This is a genomic window from Hydrogenophaga sp., assembly GCF_025699295.1.
Classification (GTDB): Bacteria; Pseudomonadota; Gammaproteobacteria; order Burkholderiales; family Burkholderiaceae_C; genus Hydrogenophaga.
In genome coordinates, this window is sequence record NZ_JAILWB010000006.1 from 102,030 (window position 1) to 121,310 (window position 19,281).

At 69.7% G+C, this 19,281-nt stretch carries 20 protein-coding genes; 7 read left to right on the top strand and 13 right to left on the bottom strand.

Annotation, left to right across the window (positions count from 1 at the left end; all coding sequences use genetic code 11):
* Nucleotides 1-8: 8 nt before the first annotated feature.
* Nucleotides 9-1,163 (bottom strand): tRNA 2-thiouridine(34) synthase MnmA, encoded by a 1,155-nt coding sequence (gene mnmA, locus K5880_RS07840; protein WP_297650494.1) that lies wholly within the window; start codon nt 1,161-1,163, stop codon nt 9-11.
* 84 nt (nt 1,164-1,247) lie between these two features.
* Between mnmA and arfB the strand changes: the two genes are divergently transcribed.
* Both arfB and K5880_RS07850 read left to right on the top strand, forming a co-directional pair.
* Entirely contained in the window at nt 1,248-1,655 is a 408-nt protein-coding gene (arfB, locus tag K5880_RS07845) for an alternative ribosome rescue aminoacyl-tRNA hydrolase ArfB (protein WP_297650496.1), read from the top strand.
* 165 nt (nt 1,656-1,820) lie between these two features.
* Entirely contained in the window at nt 1,821-2,564 is a 744-nt protein-coding gene (locus K5880_RS07850) for a hemerythrin domain-containing protein (RefSeq protein WP_297650498.1), read from the top strand.
* On the opposite strand, the gene K5880_RS07855 is transcribed toward K5880_RS07850, so the two are convergent.
* Nucleotides 2,561-3,925 carry a GAF domain-containing protein gene (locus tag K5880_RS07855; RefSeq protein WP_297650500.1) on the bottom strand — a complete coding sequence of 455 codons (1,365 nt, stop codon included), beginning with the start codon at nt 3,923-3,925 and terminating at the stop codon, nt 2,561-2,563. The two genes, K5880_RS07850 and K5880_RS07855, sit on opposite strands and share 4 nt — an antisense overlap.
* Entirely contained in the window at nt 3,922-4,428 is a 507-nt protein-coding gene (locus K5880_RS07860) for a hypothetical protein (RefSeq protein WP_297650502.1), read from the bottom strand. The genes K5880_RS07855 and K5880_RS07860 overlap by 4 nt, the downstream gene beginning before the upstream one ends.
* Nucleotides 4,429-4,543: 115 nt before the next feature.
* On the opposite strand from K5880_RS07860, the gene K5880_RS07865 reads away from it, so the two are divergent.
* The gene (locus K5880_RS07865) at nt 4,544-5,146 is read left to right on the top strand and encodes a TetR family transcriptional regulator (RefSeq protein WP_297650504.1); all 603 of its coding nucleotides are present in this window, start codon (nt 4,544-4,546) and stop codon (nt 5,144-5,146) included.
* Between the two features lie 74 nt (nt 5,147-5,220).
* Nucleotides 5,221-6,108: an alpha/beta fold hydrolase gene (locus K5880_RS07870; protein ID WP_297650506.1), complete on the top strand. Its 888-nt coding sequence runs from the start codon at nt 5,221-5,223 to the stop codon at nt 6,106-6,108.
* A gap of 15 nt (nt 6,109-6,123) precedes the next feature.
* Here the strand turns inward: K5880_RS07870 and K5880_RS07875 are convergent, their stop codons facing one another.
* Nucleotides 6,124-6,600 carry a MarR family transcriptional regulator gene (locus tag K5880_RS07875; RefSeq protein ID WP_297650508.1) on the bottom strand — a complete coding sequence of 159 codons (477 nt, stop codon included), beginning with the start codon at nt 6,598-6,600 and terminating at the stop codon, nt 6,124-6,126.
* 121 nt (nt 6,601-6,721) lie between these two features.
* On the opposite strand from K5880_RS07875, the gene K5880_RS07880 reads away from it, so the two are divergent.
* From K5880_RS07880 to K5880_RS07890, 3 genes are all read left to right on the top strand, one after another.
* Nucleotides 6,722-7,927, top strand: a complete 1,206-nt coding sequence (locus K5880_RS07880; protein WP_297650510.1) for a 3-hydroxybenzoate 6-monooxygenase — start codon at nt 6,722-6,724, stop codon at nt 7,925-7,927.
* 123 nt (nt 7,928-8,050) lie between these two features.
* Nucleotides 8,051-9,109 (top strand): cupin domain-containing protein, encoded by a 1,059-nt coding sequence (locus tag K5880_RS07885; RefSeq protein WP_297650512.1) that lies wholly within the window; start codon nt 8,051-8,053, stop codon nt 9,107-9,109.
* Between the two features lie 14 nt (nt 9,110-9,123).
* Nucleotides 9,124-9,825 (top strand): fumarylacetoacetate hydrolase family protein, encoded by a 702-nt coding sequence (locus K5880_RS07890; protein WP_297650514.1) that lies wholly within the window; start codon nt 9,124-9,126, stop codon nt 9,823-9,825.
* A gap of 6 nt (nt 9,826-9,831) precedes the next feature.
* Here the strand turns inward: K5880_RS07890 and K5880_RS07895 are convergent, their stop codons facing one another.
* The 9 genes from K5880_RS07895 to narJ form a co-directional block, all read right to left on the bottom strand.
* Nucleotides 9,832-10,407: a hemerythrin domain-containing protein gene (locus K5880_RS07895; protein ID WP_297650515.1), complete on the bottom strand. Its 576-nt coding sequence runs from the start codon at nt 10,405-10,407 to the stop codon at nt 9,832-9,834.
* Nucleotide 10,408: 1 nt separating this feature from the next.
* Nucleotides 10,409-10,813, bottom strand: coding sequence for a ribonucleotide reductase subunit alpha (locus K5880_RS07900; protein ID WP_297650518.1), 405 nt, complete (start codon nt 10,811-10,813; stop codon nt 10,409-10,411).
* A 13-nt stretch (nt 10,814-10,826) separates the two neighbouring features.
* Nucleotides 10,827-11,411, bottom strand: coding sequence for a nitroreductase (locus K5880_RS07905; protein WP_297650723.1), 585 nt, complete (start codon nt 11,409-11,411; stop codon nt 10,827-10,829).
* An 83-nt stretch (nt 11,412-11,494) separates the two neighbouring features.
* A complete protein-coding gene (locus K5880_RS07910) occupies nt 11,495-15,049 on the bottom strand; it encodes an LAGLIDADG family homing endonuclease (protein ID WP_297650520.1) in 3,555 nt (1,184 codons plus the stop codon).
* Between the two features lie 14 nt (nt 15,050-15,063).
* Nucleotides 15,064-16,296, bottom strand: coding sequence for a nitronate monooxygenase family protein (locus tag K5880_RS07915; RefSeq protein ID WP_297650522.1), 1,233 nt, complete (start codon nt 16,294-16,296; stop codon nt 15,064-15,066).
* A complete protein-coding gene (locus tag K5880_RS07920) occupies nt 16,274-16,975 on the bottom strand; it encodes a carbonic anhydrase (RefSeq protein WP_297650524.1) in 702 nt (233 codons plus the stop codon). Before K5880_RS07920 ends, K5880_RS07915 begins: the two co-directional genes overlap by 23 nt.
* The gene (locus K5880_RS07925; RefSeq protein WP_297650526.1) at nt 16,972-17,829 is read right to left on the bottom strand and encodes a peptidylprolyl isomerase; all 858 of its coding nucleotides are present in this window, start codon (nt 17,827-17,829) and stop codon (nt 16,972-16,974) included. Before K5880_RS07925 ends, K5880_RS07920 begins: the two co-directional genes overlap by 4 nt.
* A gap of 27 nt (nt 17,830-17,856) precedes the next feature.
* On the bottom strand, nt 17,857-18,570 hold the full coding sequence (gene narI, locus K5880_RS07930; RefSeq protein ID WP_297650528.1) for a respiratory nitrate reductase subunit gamma: 714 nt from the start codon (nt 18,568-18,570) through the stop codon (nt 17,857-17,859).
* On the bottom strand, nt 18,567-19,280 hold the full coding sequence (gene narJ, locus K5880_RS07935) for a nitrate reductase molybdenum cofactor assembly chaperone (RefSeq protein ID WP_297650529.1): 714 nt from the start codon (nt 19,278-19,280) through the stop codon (nt 18,567-18,569). The genes narI and narJ overlap by 4 nt, the downstream gene beginning before the upstream one ends.
* Between the last annotated feature and the right edge of the window lies 1 nt (nt 19,281).

Here is a 19,281-nt window from a genome sequence, read left to right on the forward strand (position 1 = left end):
GGCACGGGTCAGGCGACGACGGATCTCGAACGCTCGGTCTGCTCAGCCGCGATCGAGGCCGCATCGCTGGTGATCACGCCGCCCCCCAGACACACCTCACCGTCGTAGATCACCGCGCTCTGCCCGGGCGTCACGGCCCACTGCGATTCGGTGAACGCAAGCGCGAAGCCGGCGCCGCCATCGGCCTCGAACCGGCAGGTCGCGTCGGCCTGGCGGTAGCGCGTCTTGGCGGCCAGCTCGCCATCGGCGGGCGCGTGGCCCGACACCCAGCTCGCGTCCTGCGCACGCAGGCGCGGTGTGAGCAGCCAGGGGTGGTCGTGCCCCTGCACCACCCAGAGCGTGTTGGTCTGCACGTCCTTGCGTGCAACGAACCAGGGCGCGTGATCATTGCCGCCCTTTTGCGCGCCCTTCTCGCGCACGCCACCAATCCCGAGACCCTGGCGCTGGCCCAGCGTGTAGAAGCTCAGGCCCACATGCTGGCCGAGCACGCGGCCTTTTGCGTCCCTGATCGGGCCCGCCTCTTTCGCGATGTAGCGGTTGAGGAAATCGCGGAACGGCCGCTCGCCGATGAAGCAGATGCCGGTGCTGTCCTTCTTCTTCGCGTTGGGCAGGCGGATCTCGGCGGCGATGCGGCGCACCTCGGTCTTGGGCAGCTCGCCCACGGGGAACAGCGTCTTCGACAGCTGCGCCTGGTTCAGGCGGTGCAGGAAGTAGCTCTGGTCCTTCAGCGGGTCCAGGCCCTTGAGCAGTTCGAACGCCCCGTGGCGTTCGCGCACGCGGGCGTAGTGGCCGGTGGCGATCTTCTCCGCGCCCAGGCGCATGGCGTGGTCGAGGAAGGCCTTGAACTTGATCTCGGCATTGCACAGGATGTCCGGGTTGGGTGTGCGCCCCGCCTGGTACTCGCGCAGGAATTCGGCGAACACGCGGTCCTTGTACTCGGCCGCGAAGTTCACGTGCTCGATCTCGATGCCCAGCACGTCCGCCACGCTGGCGGCGTCCAGGAAGTCCTGCCGCGTCGAGCAGTACTCGTCGTCGTCATCGTCTTCCCAGTTCTTCATGAAGATGCCGATGACCTCGTGCCCCTGCTGCTTGAGCAGGTGCGCACTCACCGCGGAGTCCACGCCTCCGCTCAGTCCCACCACCACGCGCTGTTTGCTTGCCATGGCGCGATTATCCCAGCGGGGCCATGGCCCCGCATGGCGCGGGGCCGCCGCTGGCGCACGCGCACCCCATGGCACACTGCGCCGATGCCGACGATCACCATCGATCCCGCCGAGGTCGAGTTCACCGCCATCCGCGCCCAGGGCGCTGGCGGGCAGAACGTGAACAAGGTCTCCAACGCGGTGCACCTGCGCTTTGCCATCCACGCGTCCTCGCTGCCCGAGGCAGTCAGGGCACGCCTGCTCGCGCTGAGCGACCAGCGCATCACCACCGAAGGCGTGGTGGTCATCAAGGCGCAGACCAGCCGCAGCCTGGAGCAGAACAAGGCCGAGGCACTGCAGCGCCTGCAGGCGCTGGTGGACAGCGTGGCCACCGTGCCCAAGGCGCGCAAGGCCACCCGGCCGACCTACGGCTCCATGCAACGCCGGCTCGAAGGCAAGGCCACGCGCTCGACGGTGAAGCAATTGCGCGGCAAGGTGCGCGGCGTCGACTGAACGCCATCGACTCGGTTCGCTTAAGGTTTTTTTAGGGTTCCTTTAAGCGCTATTTAGCAGCGCGGCGCGCCACCGGTTCCTAGACTGCCTTCCCATGACACGTGGCGCATGGGGCGCCCCGGTCAACACGAGACGATCCGGGCCCGGCCCGCACAAGGAACCCACATGCAACACCACGCAATCGAGATGGCGCACGTCGTCGCCACCACCCGCACCGGCGAAGGCCGCTTCAACCTGTACGCCGGCATCCACAAGGCCCTGCGCGCCTTCATGGCCGACACTCTCATGCGGGTTGGCCGCACCGACCCGTTCGACGACCTGGAGGTGGCTGCCACCGCCGCGCAGGTGGTGGAGCTGATGGACCTCTGCGCTGGCCACGTCGAACACGAGAACGGTTTCGTGCATCCCGCCCTGGAGGCGCGCTGCCCGGGCGTGGCCGGCCCCGTGGCGCAGGAGCATGAGGGCCACCGCCACCACATCGCCCACCTGCGCGGCGTGGCCCGGGCGCTGGCTGACGCCGACGGCGCGCAGCGCGGCTCGGCGCTGCACGCGCTCTACCTGGGCCTGGGCCTGTTCCTCGCGGAGAACCTGCAGCACATGCACGCCGAGGAAACAGTGCACAACCCGGCGCTGTGGTCGGCTTATAGCGACGCAGAACTCATCGCCATCCACGACGCCCTGCTGGCCACCGTGCCGCCGGCCGAGATGATGCTGGTGATGCGCTGGATGCTGCCCCAGCTCAACGCACCCGAGCGGCTGGAAACCCTGAAGGGCATGCGCGCCGGTGCACCGGCGCCGGTGTTCGAGGGCATGCTGGACGCGCTGCGTGGGCTGCTGCCCACGGGCGACTGGGCCAAGCTGGCCCGCGGCCTGGGCGTGCCGGTCGTTCCCGCCCTGATGAGCGCCTAAGCCGCCACCTCTTCCAGCTCGACCGGGCCGAAGACGTCGAAACGGAAACAGCCGCGCCCGGTCTTCTGGATGCGCAGTTGCGGGCACTGCTCGGCCAGCCGGCGGTGCAGCAGCCACAGGCGGGCCTCGAGGTTGTCGGCCACGTCGGGCAGGCGCAGCGAGGCGTCCAGCCGCAGCTCGCGGTTGGTGAACTCGCTGCGGCCATGGCGCTGCCTGTCCTGCAGCAGTTTCCAGAGGATGGCGCCGGCCACGCCCTTGATCAGGTAGGTGTGGTTGACGAACACGCTGTCGTTGCTGCGATAGTGGCGCACGTGCAGCGGCGGCCCGCCAGGCACGGGCGCCTGCGCTGCCGCGCCTTGCGCGGGCTGGGCTTCGTCGCAGGGCGCCTCGGCCTCGTGCATCAGGTCGATCGCCGCGCCGAGCTGGCCGCCCAGCGCCACCAGCAGGTCCTCGTCTTCGTAGCTGAACTGCATGTCCAGGTGACCTTCGACGAACAGCACGCCGAGGACGCGATCGGCAGAGAGCAGGGGCACGGCCAGCTGGCTGTGCGGCTCGGCCAGTCCGGGGTAGGGAATGTCGGTGCCGGGCGGGCCGCTGCCCTCGTCCACCAGGCTGTCGCGCATGGCACGGCTGTAAAGATAGGCGCTGGCCATGTGCATGATGCGCACCGGCGTGCGCTCGCGCGCGGCCACCCCGATCACGCCGTCACCCAGCGCGATCTCCGAGCCCACGCCCGAGGTGGCATAGCCGCGGCTGGCGATGGTGTACAGGCCCTGCGTTGCGGTGTCCAGGATCAGCACCATGGCGTGGCGCATGGCGAGCTCGGTTTCCAGCGTATCCAGCGCCGCCTCCAGCAGCTCGCCCAGGCTGCGCGCCGCCGACAGGCGGGTGCTGGCGCGGCGCAGCACGCCCAGCGGATGGGGCCGCTCCCGCGGCGGCGGCAGTGCCTCGGCCAGGGGCACCTGCGGCAGGCGTTCGACCTGGAGCACCTCGTGGATGTCGGAGCCGAGCAGGCGAAACACATCGGCCATGCCGGTGTGCGAGGCGATCCCCGCCAGCTGCGCCTTCATGCTCTCGAACACCGGCCCCTGCGTCTCGGTGCGCAGGTAGCGCAGGTGCAGGCGGTAGAACACCGCGTTCAGCGGGTTGAGCACCAGCAGCGTCGAACGCGGGTGGGCCAGCAGGTTCTGGCGCGTCTTGTTGAAGAACTGGAACGACAGCGCCACGTGACGCGCATCCACGTAATGGACCTGCGAGAGATAGGCCACGTTGGGCGTGCCGTCCGGCGCGGCGGTGGCCATCATGGCCGGAATCGCGCCTTCCAGGCAGGGGCGCACCTCTTCCAGGTCCGCGCCGGTCATGTCCCGCCCTCGATGGCGCGACCGGCCTTGGGGCCGGGGGTCTGGTCGAAGGCCTGATCGGGCTCGAACTCGATCGCCACCACGTCGTCGAGGTTGTGGGCCAGCATGGCGCGCGCATACACCGGTCCGAAGCCGATGAGCGTGAGCTCGCGCTCCATGCCCTTGAGGTAGTGCTGCAGCACCGGCGCGTCGTCCTCGCGCGCCTCGCGCAGGCGCGCGCCACGGGTCTTGAGCTGCACCGTGCGGTGGCTGCTGGGCTGGCTGAACACCGCCGCCAGCCGTCCGCTGCGGGCCACGTCGCGCAGCAGCTGGTCCGACTGGCTGCGGCACAGGTACACCGTGACCAGGCGACCCTGCGCGCTCACCTGGCTGCCCACGGCGCGCATGACGCTGGGGACCAGCTCCGCGTCGCAGCTGCTCACGATGACCGATGCCCCGCCCTCCATCATGGCCAGGTGTTCGGGCGACAGCAGGGAAGGTGCGTTGGGTTCCACTGGGGACACGGCGAAGGGGAGAGCGCAGGACGGTCGGATCATAGCGAGCGCCTCTCTGACCGCCTAGGTGGGGCTGTTTCCAGGTCGGCTTGCAATTTCGCACAAGTGTGCCAAAATCCGCCGCATGGACGCCCGGACCCAGAAAAGTGAAATGACGCGCGCCGCCATCGTCGGCGCCGCGCTGGATCTGGCCGCGTCCGACGGGCTGGAGGCCATCACCCTGCAGGCGGTGGCCGACCGGATCGGCCTGTCCAAGAGCGGCGTGTTCTCGCGCGTCGGCTCGCGCGAGGCCTTGCAGAAGGCGGTGATCGAGGAGTTCGGCCACCGCTTCCTGGCCGACGTGTTCGTGCCTGCCATGCAGTCCCCCAAGGGCCTGCCCCGGTTGAGCGAGATCGTGCGGCGCTGGTTCATCCGCCTGCGTGACGTCGAAGCGCACACCGGCTGCCTGTACACCTCGGGAGCCTTCGAACTGGACGACCGCGAGGGCGAGCTGCGCGACCTGCTGCTGGGCGAGGTGACGCGCTGGCGCGCGGCGCTGCGGCGCACCGTGCTGCAGGCGGTCGAGGCCGGTCACCTCCGGCCGGACACGGACGCCGAACAGCTGGTGGGCGAGATTTGCAGCCTGTCGATCGGGCTGGTACACGACGTTCGCTTCCTGCGCGACCCGAGGGCCACCGAGCGCGCCCAGGCTACCTGGGCGCGGCTGGTGGGTACCTACCAGATCTGAGTTCCTTTTTTTCCCCTTGTTTCGCACGGTTGTGCGAATTTTTTGGATTCACCCCTTTGCCACAGGAGCACCCCATGAGCACCTCGCCCCAACAAACCGCATCGGCCTACTACGACGCCAACCCCGGCACGCGCTGGTTGCGCTGGGCACTGGGCCTGTCCGAACGGGTCTGGCCCGCGCTGGCCGTGCGCGGCGCGCTGCGCCTGTTCGGCACGCCGCTGCCACCCAAATGGCTCTATCGGCGCCAGCCCGCGCTAGGCACCTGGCGGGTCATGGCCTGGGCCTTCGAGGACGCCAGCCTCACGCTGTACCAGCCCCCGCCCGGACCGCACGGGCCGGTGGTGGTGCTGCTGCACGGCTGGGGCGGCCATGCGGCGCAGATGCTGCCGCTGGCCGACGCCCTGGCACAGCGCGGCCTGCGCCCCCTGCTGGTGGACCTGCCCGCCCATGGCCGTAGCCAGGGCCGCACCAGCAACCTGCCGCAGTTCGCCCGCGCCATCGAGTACCTGACCGCGCGCCTGCAGCAGCAGGGGCATGAGGTGCGCGGGGTGGTGGCGCACTCGCTGGCGGCCAACGCCCTGGCCTACGCCGCCGCGCGCGGCCTGCCGGTGGCGCGCATCGCGCTGCTGGCGCCGCCGGCCTCCCCCTACGAGTACACGCGCCTGTTCGCCAAGGTCTTTGGGCTGAGCGAGCGCACGCGTGCCGGCCTGCAGCAGCGGGTGGAGGCCCGCGAAGGCATCCTCATGCGCCAGTTCGAGCCGGCCGCGGTCGGCCCGCGCGTGGCCAGCCCCACGCTGATCGTGCACGACCGCGAGGACCGCATCAACCGCTTCGCCGACGCCGAGGCCTACCGCGACGCGATCCCCGGTGCGCGGCTGATCGAAACCAGCGGGCTGGGGCACACCCGGCTGTTGCGCGAGGCGGCCGTCACCGCCGCGGTCGTCGAGCACATGCAGGGCTGAGCACCCGCACCGGCTTCACCTCAGCGCGTCGCTGGGCGCGCGGCTGTGCTCGTTGTTGGTGTGCACCAGCAGGCGCAGCAGCTTCATGAATTCGGCGCGCTGGCGTTCGGTCAGCGGCGCCAGGATGTGGTCCTGTGCCTGCAGCATGGCCGGCACGGCCGCGGCCAGCACGGCCTGGCCGGCGGTGGTCAGCGTGAGCTGGCGCGCGCGCCGGTCCTCGGGCGCGGTGCGGCGCTCGACCCAGCCACGCGACTCCATGCGGTCGACCACGCCGCCGGTGGTGGACGCGTCCAGCGCCACCGTGCGCGCCAGCGTGCGCTGGTCGATGCCGGGATTGTTGGCCACGGTCTGCAGCACGCCGTACTGCACCGGCGTCAGGCCCAGCTCACCCATTTCCTGCAGGAAGATGCCCACCGAGATCTGGTGCAGGCGCCGGATGTTGTGACCCGGCAGGTGGTCGATGTCGATGGCCTGCGGCGCGCGGTGTTTCATGGCGGAGAACGGGAAGGGGCGGAAGCGTCCGGGTGACGGACGGGGCTTGCCGGCATGCTAGCACCGCGCCTACAATAAGTACACATATCATCAGTATGCGGCACAATTGCAGGAGACAGGCATGAACCCGGAATCCCTGGAACACCCCGTGCTCGTCGCCGGTGGCGGCATCGGCGGCCTGGCGGCGGCCCTGGCCCTGGTGCGGCAGGGCTTTCGCGTCAAGGTGCTGGAGCAGGCGCCCGAAGTGGGCGAGATCGGCGCCGGCATGCAGCTGGGGCCGAACGCCTTTCACGCCTTCGACGCACTGGGCGTGGGCGAGCAGGCGCGCGGCAAGGCGGTCTACACCGACTTCATGGTCATGCACGACGCGCTCGACGAGTACCAGGTGGGCAAGATCCCCACCGGCGAGGCCTTCCGCCAGCGTTTCGGCAACCCGTATGCGGTGATCCACCGCGCCGACGCGCACGGCGCCTTGCTCGATGGCGTGCAGGCCAGCGGCCAGATCGAATTCCTCACCTCCACGCGCGTCGAGCGCATCGATCAGGACGCGCAGGGTGTGACGGTGCACGACCAGCACGGCAACACCCACCGCGGACTGGCCCTGGTCGGCGCCGACGGGGTGAAGTCGGTGGTGCGCCAGCAGTTCGTGGGCGATGAGGCGCGCGTGACCGGGCACGTGGTTTACCGCGCGGTGGTCGACAAGGCCGACTTCCCCGAGGAACTGCGCTGGAACGCGGCCAGCATCTGGGTCGGCCCCAACTGCCATCTGGTGCACTACCCGCTGCGCGGCGGTGAGCAGTACAACGTGGTCGTGACCTTCCACAGCCGCGAGCCCGAGCAGTGGGGCGTGACCGAAGGCAGCAAGGCAGAAGTGCAGAGCTACTTCCAGGGCATCTGCCCCAGGGCGCGCCAGCTCATCGACCTGCCAAAGAGCTGGAAGCGCTGGGCCACGGCCGACCGCGAGCCGATCGGCCAGTGGAGCTTTGGCCGCGTCACGCTGCTGGGCGACGCCGCCCACCCGACCACGCAGTACATGGCGCAGGGCGCATGCATGGCGATCGAGGACGCTGTGACACTGGGCGAAGCCTTGCGTGTCCACAACAACCATTTCGAGCAGGCTTTCGACCTCTACCAGCGCTCGCGCGTGGCGCGCACGGCGCGCATCGTGCTCAGTTCGCGCGAGATGGGTCGCATCTACCACGCCAGCGGCGTCGAGCGCCTGGTGCGCAACGACCTCTGGAAGGGCCGCACACCTGAGCGTTTTTACGATGCCATGGAGTGGCTGTACGGCTGGAACGTGCAGAACTGCCTCGCCTCTCCCCACTGACACCTGCAGCTTTTCCCGTTCGGACTGAGCCTGTCGAAGTCCTCGCGAGCCCTTCGGCAGGCTCAGGGCGAACGGGATCAGAGGTCTGCGAAAAAGCCATCGAAGCCCCACCCCGGAGACACCATGAACGACCTCGGACGACTCGAAGACCTGCCCGCCGACTACGTGGCCGATTTGCGCGCGCTCAACCTGGTGCCGCTGTGGCCCAGCCTGCGCGGCGTGCTGCCCCCCACCATCCCCACGCGCCAGACGCAGGCCACGCACTGGCCCTACAAGACCATCAAGCCGCTGCTGCTCAAGGCGGGTGAGCTCACGCCCATCGAGAAGGCCGAGCGCCGCGTGCTGGTGCTGGCCAACCCGGGCCACACGCTGGAGAAGATGCAGGCCAGCGCCGCCATGTACCTCGGCATGCAGCTGCTGCTGCCCGGCGAGTGGGCGCCCAGCCACCGCCACACACCCAACGCGGTGCGCATGGTGGTCGAAGGCGAGGGCGCCTGGACCACGGTGGACGGCGAGAAATGCCCCATGAGCCGTGGCGACCTGATCCTCACGCCCACCGGCCTGTGGCACGAACACGGCCACGACGGCAGCGAGCCGGTGATCTGGCTCGACGTGCTGGACCTGCCGCTGGCCTACTACCTGGAAGTGAGCTACCACCTCAACGGCGCGCGCCAGGCCGTGAAGCCCGGCCAGGGCGAGCGCGCCTATGCGCGCGGCGGCGTGGTGCCCACACCGGTCTTCGGCCGCAGCGGCCGCCGCTACCCGATGCTGCGCTACCCCTGGGCCGACGCGAAGGCCGCGCTGGAGTCGCTCGCAGCCGACCGACCCGACGTGGACGCGGTGCAGGTGACCTATGTCAACCCCGAGACCGGCGAAGACGTGGAGAACATCCTGGGCTTTCACGCGCTGATGCTGCGCCCGGGCCAGACGCTGCAGCTGCCCGCGCGTTCACCCGCCGTGGTCTACCACGTGATCGAAGGCGCGGCGCGCGTGGCCACTGCAGCGCAAGGCTTCGACCTGGTGGAAGCGGATACCTGCTGCATTCCGGGCTACACCGCCACCACGCTCACCAATGCCTCGGCCGCCGCGCCGGCCTTCCTCTTCATCGCCGACGAATCGCCGCTGCACCGCAAGCTCGGCGTGTACGAAGTGCGCCCCGACAACCAACCCTCCATGCCCTGAGCGGCCACCACCCGATGACCACCTACCTCTTCCCCCCACCTCCCGTCGCGTCCCTGCCCGTGCGCGGCAAGACCGAGCACTTCCCCGTCAACCGCCTGTTCTTCGTCGGCCGCAACTACCACGCGCACGCGGTGGAAATGGGCAAGCCGGTGGACAAATCGGTCGAGCGGCCGTTCTACTTCACCAAGGCACCGCAGACGCTCACGCTCTCGGGCGCGACCACGCCCTACCCGAGCGAGACCGCCAACTACCACTTCGAGATGGAACTCGTGCTGGCGATCGGCAAGCCGGGTTTCCGCGTGAAGGCCGACGACGCACACGAGATCATTTACGGCTACGCCGCCGGCCTGGACATGACGCGGCGCGACCTGCAACTGGTGGCGCGCGACAAGGGCCGGCCCTGGGACCTGGGCAAGGACGTGGAGCACTCGTCCGTGTGCAGCGAGATCGTGCCCATGCCGGGCGTGGTGATCGAGCACGGCGCGATCCAACTCTCGGTCAACGGCGCGGTGAAGCAGCAATCCGACGTGGACAAGCTGATCTGGAACATCCGCGAAATCATTGCCGACCTCTCGCTTTTCTACCACCTGCAACCCGGCGACCTGATCTACACCGGCACACCCGAAGGCGTGGGCGCGGTGCAGCCGGGTGACCGCATCGCCGGCTCGGTGGAAGGTGTTGGCGGCGTCGAACTGACGGTGGGTCCTGAGGCCTGAACGTCCTCAGCCGGGCTCCAGCCCCCGCCGCCGCATCATGTCGGCGCTCATGGCCTGCAGCGCCTCGGGTGTCAGGCAGGTCCGCGCCGCCGGGTACACCAGACCGTCCTCCTCGTGCAGGTGGCGGTCGTAAAGGCGCGTGAAGTCGGTGAGCGCGGCGGTTTCCAACGGGCTGAAGTGCGCCCATCCGGACGGTGGCGCCTGCGCCACGGACGCCAGCACCTTGCGCGCCGCCACCCAGGCCGCATCCATGTCGCGGTGGTCCTGCTGCAGCCTCAGCACCACCTTGCGCATCACGGCGTCGCCTCCTGCCAGCAGGGGTGCAAACACGTGGCGCTCCTCGTCTTCGTGGTGCAGCGGCGCGGCCACATCGAAGTAACGCATCACGTCGCGCGCCGCGCTGGCCACGCTCTCGTCCCAGCCGCGCACCAGCACGTGTTGCTGCAGTCTGGCCAGCAGACCCAGCATGCGTTCAACGCGTTCGTGGCAGGCCTCCAGCATCTCGAACGGCGCCTCGAAACCGGCGGCGGGCGCTCGGTGCCCGGGCAGGCCGATGGATGACAGCGGGATCGAGCTGGCCATCTCAGCCCAGGGCCACGGCCTGGCCTTGCGGATCGAACGGGATGAAGGCGTGCAGCTGGCCCTGGCGGATCGCCTCGACCATGTCCTGCAGCGGCTGCTCGGCCTCGACTCTGCCGGGCGGGCGGCCGGGTGCGCCCGCAAGCGCGGCGGCGAACACCATGCCCCAGGGTTGACCGAAGGCCTCGGCCTCGCGCACCAGCTGGTCGAACGAGGCGAGTTCGTCCAGCCCCTTGTCCACACACATCCGCGGCACCAGTGCGCCGCCTTCGCCGCGTTCGAATCCGAGCCGCTGGGCTGGCGTGGCGTCGTCGGGCAGTTCCACACCGGCAAACACGAACAGCAGGCGCTGCGGCAGCGGCTGGCTGCGCGCGGCGCTCAGCAGGTCATCGAAGGTCTGTATGTTCACGGGGTCTCCAGGTTCATGGGGCGTTGTCGGGCGCGGGGCCCAGCGTGCGGCAGTAGTCGGCCACGGCCGGGCGCGCGCGCGCGGGCCGGCGCGCTGCCACCGTGCCCACACTCAGGAAGCACAGGGCCTGTTCGCCCGCATGCAGACCGAAGCGCTGGCGCAGGGCGGTGGAGCCGAGCGCCTTGCCGCTGGTGAGCGCCGAGCCGTATCCCATGGCGGTGGCCATGAGCAGCATGTTCTGCACCGCGCACCCGGCCGAGAGGATGCGCTCGGACAGGTCCACCGCCGGGTCGCCGCGCTGGCCATCGACCACCACCAGCAGCAGCAAGGGCGCGCGGTGCGCCTTCTCTCGCGCCTGGTCCAGTTGCACGGGCGTGGCACCGGCATCGCGCTCGCGCAGGGCCTGGGCGAACACCTCGGCCAGCGAGCCGCGTTCGCTGCGGGGCACGATGACGAAGCGCCAGGGCAGCAGCTGCCCGTGATCGGGCGCGGCGGCGGCCGCGCCCAGCAAGACCTGCAGCTGGTCGGCGTCGGGCCCGGGCGCCAGCAGGCGTTTGGGCAGCACGGTCTGGCGCGCGTGGATCAGGTCGGCGGCCATGCGCGCGCATTCGCGTTCGACGGCATGGCCCCCCGTCTCACCCAGGTCGTCGGCGCGCGGTGGTCGGGCGTGCAGCGCCGTGTTCATCCGCAGACCCCGAGGTGGCCGCACTGCGTGCAGTAGTCGCAGCCGTCCTTGCGGATCACCGCGTGCGCGCCGCACTCGCCGCACTTCTTGCCCGGCATCACGCCCGGCGTGAGCGCCACCGCCACGGGTGGCGCGGGCAGGGTTGTGGGCGTGACACCGGCACGCTGCGCGATCAGGGTCTGCACCGCGTAGGCGATGGCGGCCACCACCGAGTCGTGCCACATCGGCACGTGCGTGCCGTCGGCCTTCTGGTGCGTGCCCATGCGCACCGGCCCCCGGTCCCACACCACCTTGCGCATGTCGCGCAGGGCGCGCTCCAGGAAACCACCGCGCGCGGCCAGCGAGAGCAACCGCATGCTGGACGACACCCACTGCTGCGACTCGCCGCTCTGCCCCACCGGCATGAAGAACTCGATCGCGCGTTCGACCGTGCCCGATCCATCCGCCGTGGGCACCGGCAAAAAGGACACCAGCAGGTACAGGGTCTGGTGGCCCTCCTGCGTCCAGTACTCGATCTTGTCGGCCACCGCCGGCAGCGCGCCGGGCGGGCGGCTCTCGATCACCGTGCGCATCGGGTCCACGGTGGCCACGCTCGCGGTCGTCTCGGGCGTGGGACCGGTGTCGAGCACCGAGCCCAGGACGGCGTTGGGCCGGTAGGTCGCCAGGCCCTTGAGCTGCGCGCGCCAGGCCTGACGGTACAGGTCCTTGAAGTCGTCGTAGGGGTAGTCGGCCGGCACGTTCACCGTCTTGGAGATCGCCGTGTCCACGAAGGGCTGCACCGCCTCCATCATGGCCAGGTGGTCGGCGGCCGGCATGGACAGCGCGCTCACGAAGTACTCGGGCAACTGCGCCATGTCGCCGCCAAGCTCGCGGTAGAGCCGCCAGGCGTGGTCTTCCACCGCGTAGTCGGTGGTGCTGCCGTCGGCCTCGCGCTTCTTGCGCCGGTACATCCAGGAGAACGGTGGCTCGATGCCGTTGGAGGCGTTGTCGGCAAACGCCAGGCTGACAGTGCCGGTGGGCGCGATCGACAGCAGGTGGCTGTTGCGGATACCGTGCGCGCGGATCGCGATGCGCAGCGCCTCGGGCAGGCGGCTGGCGAAAGTGCCTTCGGCCAGGTAGCCCTCGGCGTCGAACTTCGGGAACGCGCCCTTCTCCTGCGCCAGCGCCACCGAGGCCGCGTAGGCCGCGTCGCGCATGCGCTCGGCGATCCGCGCCGCCAGGGCGCGGCCCTCGGCGCGGTCGTAGCGCACGCACAGCATGGCCAGCGCATTGCCCATGCCGGTGAAGCCCACGCCGATGCGGCGCTTGGCCATGGCCTCCTCGCGCTGCTGCGGCAGCGGCCAGAAGGTCAGGTCCAGCACGTTGTCCAGCGCGCGCACCTGCAGCGCCACCACCTGTTCGAAGGCCTCGAAGTCGAAGCTGGGCAGGCCACCGAAGCCGAAGGGGTGGCGCACGAAACGCGGCAGGATCACCGGCCCGAGGTCGCAGCAGCCGTAGGGCGGCAATGGCTGCTCGCCACAGTTGTGCACCACGAGTCCGTTGGCGTCGAAGGCATGCACGTCGTCCACCGTCACGTCGTACACGGTCTCTTCGCCATCGGGCTGCAAGCGATCGACAGTGGCCACGAAACGCTCACGGTTGGGCGTGCGCCGATAGTCGCTGAGTACCTGATCCAGACGAGCCGCCTTGTCGGAGTCCCTGAAGCCGATGCGCTCGGCGAACACTTGCAGGTTGTCGCCACTGATCACCAGTTCGTGCTGGGCCTGCGTCGGGTAGTCGGCCTCGCCGCCGCGACCGTTGGGCAGGTTGCGCAAGCCGGCGGGCCGCCGTTCCCGATACACCGTCGAGACAATGCCCAGGCGCAGCAACATGCGCTGCGCCGCCTGGAGCAGTGCGTCGTCGCTCTGCGAAAGACGCACACTCACCCCTTTTTCCTGCGCACCCTGCACGCTGCCGTCAGCATCGAACAGTCCTCCCAGCAAACCTTCGGCAAAGTCGGAAGAACGTTGTTCCATCGCGGGCGTGATGCCCTTCGCCCCGGGCGCCATGCCCAGTGAAAAAGCAAGATCGCGCAGCGGCGCGCTGGACAGGCGGGTCTCGCCCCGCCCAGCCAGTGGACGCTGAAATCCCCGAAAGTCGGCACGGTGCGCGAGGCTGGCCGCTGCCGCCTCCGCCGCTTCCACGATGCCTGCGGCACCCGTCGCGGCGAACGCCACAGTCTCCCGGCCCACGACGCGCAACTCGGGCGCCCAGACCGACAACACAGCCTTGTCGGCCTTGAGCGTGCCGTCGCCGATGAGCAATCCCAGCAGATAGCCTTCGTCGCGGGTTCCTGCACCGCCCCACCCTCGCAATGCCCGGTGATTGTTCAGCACGATCTCGTCACCCGGCTTGAGACGGTTCGCCTCGGTCCAGTCCAGCTCCATGCTGTATCGGGTTTTCCGGGCCACACGCCGCACCCTATGGTCTGCGGTCAGGCGCAGAGTTTGGCCTTCGCGAGTCGTCAGGCGCCACACGGGCTTGTGTCCGGTGGCAAAAAACCCTTTGCTTCGCACCGCATGGCTGCGGCCATCAACGACGGCGTGGAACGGCTGTCCGACGAGTTCGCTCACGGTGCGGGGACCATGCTCGGTCAGAACCCAGGTGTCGGCCGTCACACACGGATTCGTCGCCTCGATGGTCTCGCAGTAGCGCAGGTTGTTGTCCTGCTGGATGGGGTCGAGGAACAGGATGCCGGGTTCGGCGAAGTCGTAGGTGGAGCGCATCACCGTGTCCCACAGCTCGCGCGCCGGCAGACTGCGGTAGACCCACAGGCCGTCGGCCCGCTGGTGCGCGCCCTGGGCCAGCAGCGCGGCGCCGGGGCGCGCGCGGTGCACCAGCTCCCAGGGCTGGTCGTCGGCCAGGGCCCGCATGAAGGCGTCGCTCACGCCCACCGAGACGTTGAAGTTGTTCCAGCGCCCGGGCGTGCGCTTGGCGGTGATGAACTCGAGCACGTCCGGGTGGTCGATGCGCAGCACGCCCATCTGCGCGCCGCGGCGCGCGCCCGCGCTCTCCACCGTGGCGCAGGACTGGTCGAACACGTTGATGTAGCTGCACGGACCCGAGGCCAGCGAGGCGGTGGCCTTCACCTGCGCGCCGCGCGGGCGGATGCGCGAGAAGTCGTAGCCCACGCCGCCGCCCCGGCGCATGGTCTCGGCGGCTTCGCGCAGGGCTTCGTAGATGCCGGGGTAGCCGCCGTCGTCCACGCCCTGGATGCAGTCGCCCACGGGCTGCACGAAACAGTTGATCAGCGTGGCCTGTATCGCCGTGCCGGCCGCGCTCATGATGCGGCCGGCCCCGATGGCGCCGGCCTGCAGGTTGTCGAAGAAGCGCTGCTCCCACCGGGCGCGGTCGGCCTCGGGCTCCACCGAGGCCAGGACGCGCGCCACTCGGCGGTAGATGTCGGGCGCGCCGGTCTCGCCTTCCTTGAGGTACTTCTCCTGCAGCACGTCCAGCGTGATGGGTTGCTGGCCGATGGCGGTGCTGGCGTTCTTGATCGCGTCGCGTTTCATGTTCGAGGATTCCTTCAGACGGCCAGGGCGGGCCGCACGCCGCCCAGAAGCCACATCATGAGGTCCTGCACCGGGCGGATCTGCTGGCCAAAGGGCAGCACACCCGCACCCCGGAAGAACAGGCCCTTCTGCGCGTCACCGTCGAGCGCATGGCCGAGTTGCTGGTCGATGCAGAACTGGCCCATCTCGCCCTTGCCGTCGCGCAGGCCGCAATGGGCCAGGCAGTCAAACGCCATGTTGCACTTTTTCTTCACATGCGCAACCGCCTTCAGTCGCGGCTCCAGGCGCAGGTATTTGTCCAGCCAGGGCGTGCGCACGGCCCGCGCGGGCAGGCCGGCCACGCTGACGAACTCCACCAGGTCTTCAGGTCCGGCCTCGGCCAGCACGCGCTTGAACCCGGCATCGGCGTCGCACTCCAGGGTGACGGCAAATGCCGTGCCCAGTTGCACGGCGCTGGCGCCCAGGCCCTGCAGGCGCAGGATGTCGTCGCGGCTGCCGATGCCGCCGGCGGCGATCAGCGGGATCTCGCGCTCGATGCCGGCGGCCCGGAAGAATTCGAGCACCTGCGGGATCACGACCTCGAAGTCGAAGCGGGTGTCCCGCAGGTCGTCCACCTTCGCCGCCCCGAGATGGCCACCGGCCAGCCGCGGGTGCTCGATCACGATGGCATCGGGCAGGCGACCCTTCTTCTCCCACTTGCGCACCAGCAGTTGCACGCCACGCGCGTCCGACAGGATGGGGATGAGCGCGGCGTCCGGGTGGTCGCGCGCGAGCTCGGGCAGGTCCAGCGGCAGGCCGGCGCCCACCACCACCGCGTCGGCGCCGCTTTGCAGCGCCTGGCGCACGTACATCTCGTAGGCACTGAGCGCCTTCATCACGTTGACGGCGACCAGGCCACGCCCGTGCGCGATCGCCTTCGCGCCCCGGATCTCGCGGTCCAGCGCGATCAGGTTGGCCGCGTCGATGCGCTCCCGCGCGTCGGCTTCCTTGTCCAGGTGGCCGGTGCGCGCCATGAGGTCCGGGTGCAGGCGGCGCAGGTCGACCGAGGAGACCGTGCCCACGCCGCCCAGGCCGGCCACCGTGCCCGCCAGCGAGGCCGCCGATACCCCCACGCCCATGCCGCCCTGCACCACCGGCAGCAGCTCGCGGCCGCGCAGCCGCCAGGTGCGCAGGCCGCCCTGGCTCGCCAGGGCCCGCAGTTCGGCCGCCCGTGCCACCGCGTCGTCAGTCGCTGATGATTTGTCCATCGTGCTCCACATAAGGTTGGTACGGCCCGGTGCCGCTGTTGGAGGCTAACGAGGCCGCGATGAAATCGCCTTGCTGTGCATCAAACACATGCACTTCCCCGTCCTCGATCACGTAGTGCCAGCCGTGCAGGGTGAGCGCGCCGGCCTCGACCTGGCGGCGCACCATGGGGTAACCCATCAGGCGCTCGAGCTGCAGCACCACCGCGCGCTGTTCGGTGCGGCGCAGGGATTCCGCACACGCCTGCACCGGCAACAGGGCTTCGTCCACCAGCTTGAGCCAGGCCGTGAGCGCCACCGCCTCTGCGGGTGCGCCGTCGTAGGCGGCGCGGATCGCGCCGCAGTGGCTGTGGCCACAGACCACGATGCGCTCCACCTGCAGGCTGAGCACGGCGAACTCGATCGCTGCCATCGTTCCGTGGAGCCCGTGCGACCGGTCATGAGGCGGCACCAGTGCACCGACGTTGCGCACGATGAAGAGTTCGCCCGGGCCGGCGCCGGTGAGCAGGTAGGGCACGAGGCGCGAGTCGGAACAGCCGATGAACAGCGTCTTGGGGTGCTGGCCCTCGGCCACCAGGTCCTGGAAGCGCTGCTGGTGGCGCGGGAAGTAGTCGGAGCGGAAATGCCGCAGGCGCAACAGCAGCTCGTCCGCTGCTGCTGCGTCGGCGGCCGGTCCGCTCATTGAACGAGAGGCGTGTCGGCCCCCTCCAGCTCCACACCCTCCAGTTGTGCCTGGCCCACCAGCAGCTGCAGGTACTGGCGCAGCGCCGTGGCCTGCGACTGCAGGGCCAGCCGCGCACCGATCTGTGCCTGCAGTTCGGCGAAATCGGGCAGGCGGCCTTCCTGGCGCTCCAGCACCTCGACGATGTGCAGGCCGAAGCGGCTGTGCACCAGGCGCGGGTGCAGGCCCACAGCCTGGATGGCGTCGTTCTGCAGGAACAGGGCCCTGGCCAGCTCGGGCGCGCAGTCTTGCGGCGTGATCCAGCCGAGGTCGCCGCCCTGGGCGCTCGACGGGCAGTTGGAGAGTTCGGCCGCGAGCTGCGCGAAACGATCGGCCGGCACGCCCTGGCGCGAGAGTTCCAGCAGCGCGGCCTCGGCGCGCTGGGCCAGCGCGTTCACCGGCACGCCCGGCGTGACCGCGAACAGGATGTGCCGCACATGCAGCGCCTGGCCGACCACGAAGCGCGGCTTGTGGGCCTCGTAGTGGCGCCGGCATTCCTCCGCGCCCGGCTCGGGCGAGTGCACCTCGGCTTCGAGCAAGGCCTCGATGGCCGCGCGCGTGTCGGCATCGGGCTCGGGCGCGCTCAGGCCGGTGAAGCGCGGCAGCAGGCCGGCGCGCACCGCCTGCTGGCGCAGCAGCTCGGCACAGGCGCGTTCGCGCAAGGTCTGCGCGTCCAGCATCTCGCCAGCTTCGTGCAGGGCGATGCCGTTGACGCTGGCGATCGCGGCCGGGGCCGCAGCGGCCTCTGTGCCTTTGCAGGCGCAGGCGCTGCTGCCGCAACCGGTGGAAGCAGAGGCGGAAAGGTCGTGATTCATGGCGGACTCCCTTCTGGGTGACTGGTATCAGCGGGGCTTGTTCGGGCTTTGCGGCACACCCAGGCGGCGGCTGCGCACGACCTGGTAGGGCCGCACCAGGTAGGCCACGCTGGCGAAGCCGCTCCACACATGGACCAGGCGCGAAAACGGGAACAGCAGGAAGATCGTCATGCCCAGCACCAGGTGCACCTTGTAGGGCCAGTCCATGTCGACCAGTGCGGCCGCGTCGGGGCGGAAGGTGACGATGCGCTGCGCCCACTCGGCCAGCACCAGCATGGCGCTGCCGTCGGCGTGCGCATACGAATACGGCAGGGTGATCAGGCCCAGCACCAGCTGCACCCACAGGATGACGAGGATGGCGAGGTCGGTGCGGTGGCTGGTCAGGCGGATGCGCGGGTCGAAGATGCGCCGGTGCAGCAGCAAGGACAGGCCCACGAAGCAGATCACGCCGGCGGTGCCGCCCGCATAGATGGCCAGGCGCTGCTTGACCGCGGCATCCATGAAGCCTTCGTAGAAGAAGTGCGGCGTGAGCAGGCCCACGAAATGGCCGAAGAACAGGAACAGGATGCCGATGTGGAACAGGTTGCTGCCCCAGCGCAGCTGGCCCCGGCGCAGCAGCTGCGAGGAATCGCTTTTCCAGGTGTACTGGTCGCGGTCGAAGCGGGCCAGGCTGCCCATGAGGAACACGGCCAGGCAGATGTAGGGATAGACGCCGAAGAGGAAGTGGTGCAGAGAGGTCATGCCTGCGCTCCTGGTGAAGGGGTAGGGTGGCGGCCGGGGGCCGCCTTCAGGATGCGGATCGGTTGTGGCTGACCGGGTTTGGCCTGGCCGTCGGTGGAACAGCCGCCGAACACCTCGGGCTCGGCCCAGCTCTCGTCGATGCCGGGGTCGGCGGCCACCGGCACGGGCTCGGCCTTCTCGCCCGCGAGCTCGAGCACCGCGGCCAGTGCGCTGGCATACGGACTCTGGCGCTTGAGCAGCGCGCTGAAGATGGCGCGCACGATGTGCGCGCTCTCGGCCAGGAATTCACGCGCCACGGGGGCGGGCTGGGTGGAGGCGAACTCCAGCAGCACGCTGAGGTGGTCGGGCAGCTCGGCCGCATCGAGGCAGAGGCCCGCCTTCTCGTAGGTCTGGATCAGGTCGATCATGGCCGGACCCCGGTCGCGCGAATCGCCGAGCACGTGCTCGAACAGGTGCAGCGCGGTGCTGCGCCCGCGGTCGAACAGCTCGACGTAGTCGGCTTCGACGTCCAGCGCCGGCTGCTGGCTCAGATGCACCAGCAGCGCATCGAGCTCGACCAGGCGTGCGGGCGCCAAGGCGGCCTCGGCGCGCAGCGCGTCGCGCAGTTCGGCGGCGTGCTCGCGCAACGCGGTGGTGGGGTAGCGCAGCAGGTGGGCGAGCACACGCAGCGTGTGCACGGCGGGCTTTTGAGCGGATGAGAAGAACGCCATG

Excerpts from the sequence above, each read along its gene's own strand:
- K5880_RS07895 (WP_297650515.1), bottom strand. The coding sequence starts at position 10,407 with ATGGCCAGCTCGATCCCGCTGTCATCCATCGGCCTGCCCGGGCACCGA.
- mnmA (WP_297650494.1), bottom strand. The coding sequence starts at position 1,163 with ATGGCAAGCAAACAGCGCGTGGTGGTGGGACTGAGCGGAGGCGTGGAC.
- K5880_RS07905 (WP_297650723.1), bottom strand. The coding sequence starts at position 11,411 with ATGGCCGCCGACCTGATCCACGCGCGCCAGACCGTGCTGCCCAAACGC.
- K5880_RS07855 (WP_297650500.1), bottom strand. The coding sequence starts at position 3,925 with ATGACCGGCGCGGACCTGGAAGAGGTGCGCCCCTGCCTGGAAGGCGCG.
- K5880_RS07850 (WP_297650498.1), top strand. The coding sequence starts at position 1,821 with ATGCAACACCACGCAATCGAGATGGCGCACGTCGTCGCCACCACCCGC.
- K5880_RS07870 (WP_297650506.1), top strand. The coding sequence starts at position 5,221 with ATGAGCACCTCGCCCCAACAAACCGCATCGGCCTACTACGACGCCAAC.
- K5880_RS07925 (WP_297650526.1), bottom strand. The coding sequence starts at position 17,829 with ATGAATCACGACCTTTCCGCCTCTGCTTCCACCGGTTGCGGCAGCAGC.
- K5880_RS07915 (WP_297650522.1), bottom strand. The coding sequence starts at position 16,296 with ATGGACAAATCATCAGCGACTGACGACGCGGTGGCACGGGCGGCCGAA.
- K5880_RS07875 (WP_297650508.1), bottom strand. The coding sequence starts at position 6,600 with ATGAAACACCGCGCGCCGCAGGCCATCGACATCGACCACCTGCCGGGT.
- K5880_RS07880 (WP_297650510.1), top strand. The coding sequence starts at position 6,722 with ATGAACCCGGAATCCCTGGAACACCCCGTGCTCGTCGCCGGTGGCGGC.
- narI (WP_297650528.1), bottom strand. The coding sequence starts at position 18,570 with ATGACCTCTCTGCACCACTTCCTCTTCGGCGTCTATCCCTACATCTGC.
- K5880_RS07885 (WP_297650512.1), top strand. The coding sequence starts at position 8,051 with ATGAACGACCTCGGACGACTCGAAGACCTGCCCGCCGACTACGTGGCC.
- K5880_RS07890 (WP_297650514.1), top strand. The coding sequence starts at position 9,124 with ATGACCACCTACCTCTTCCCCCCACCTCCCGTCGCGTCCCTGCCCGTG.
- K5880_RS07920 (WP_297650524.1), bottom strand. The coding sequence starts at position 16,975 with ATGAGCGGACCGGCCGCCGACGCAGCAGCAGCGGACGAGCTGCTGTTG.
- narJ (WP_297650529.1), bottom strand. The coding sequence starts at position 19,280 with ATGGCGTTCTTCTCATCCGCTCAAAAGCCCGCCGTGCACACGCTGCGT.
- arfB (WP_297650496.1), top strand. The coding sequence starts at position 1,248 with ATGCCGACGATCACCATCGATCCCGCCGAGGTCGAGTTCACCGCCATC.
- K5880_RS07865 (WP_297650504.1), top strand. The coding sequence starts at position 4,544 with ATGGACGCCCGGACCCAGAAAAGTGAAATGACGCGCGCCGCCATCGTC.
- K5880_RS07910 (WP_297650520.1), bottom strand. The coding sequence starts at position 15,049 with ATGAAACGCGACGCGATCAAGAACGCCAGCACCGCCATCGGCCAGCAA.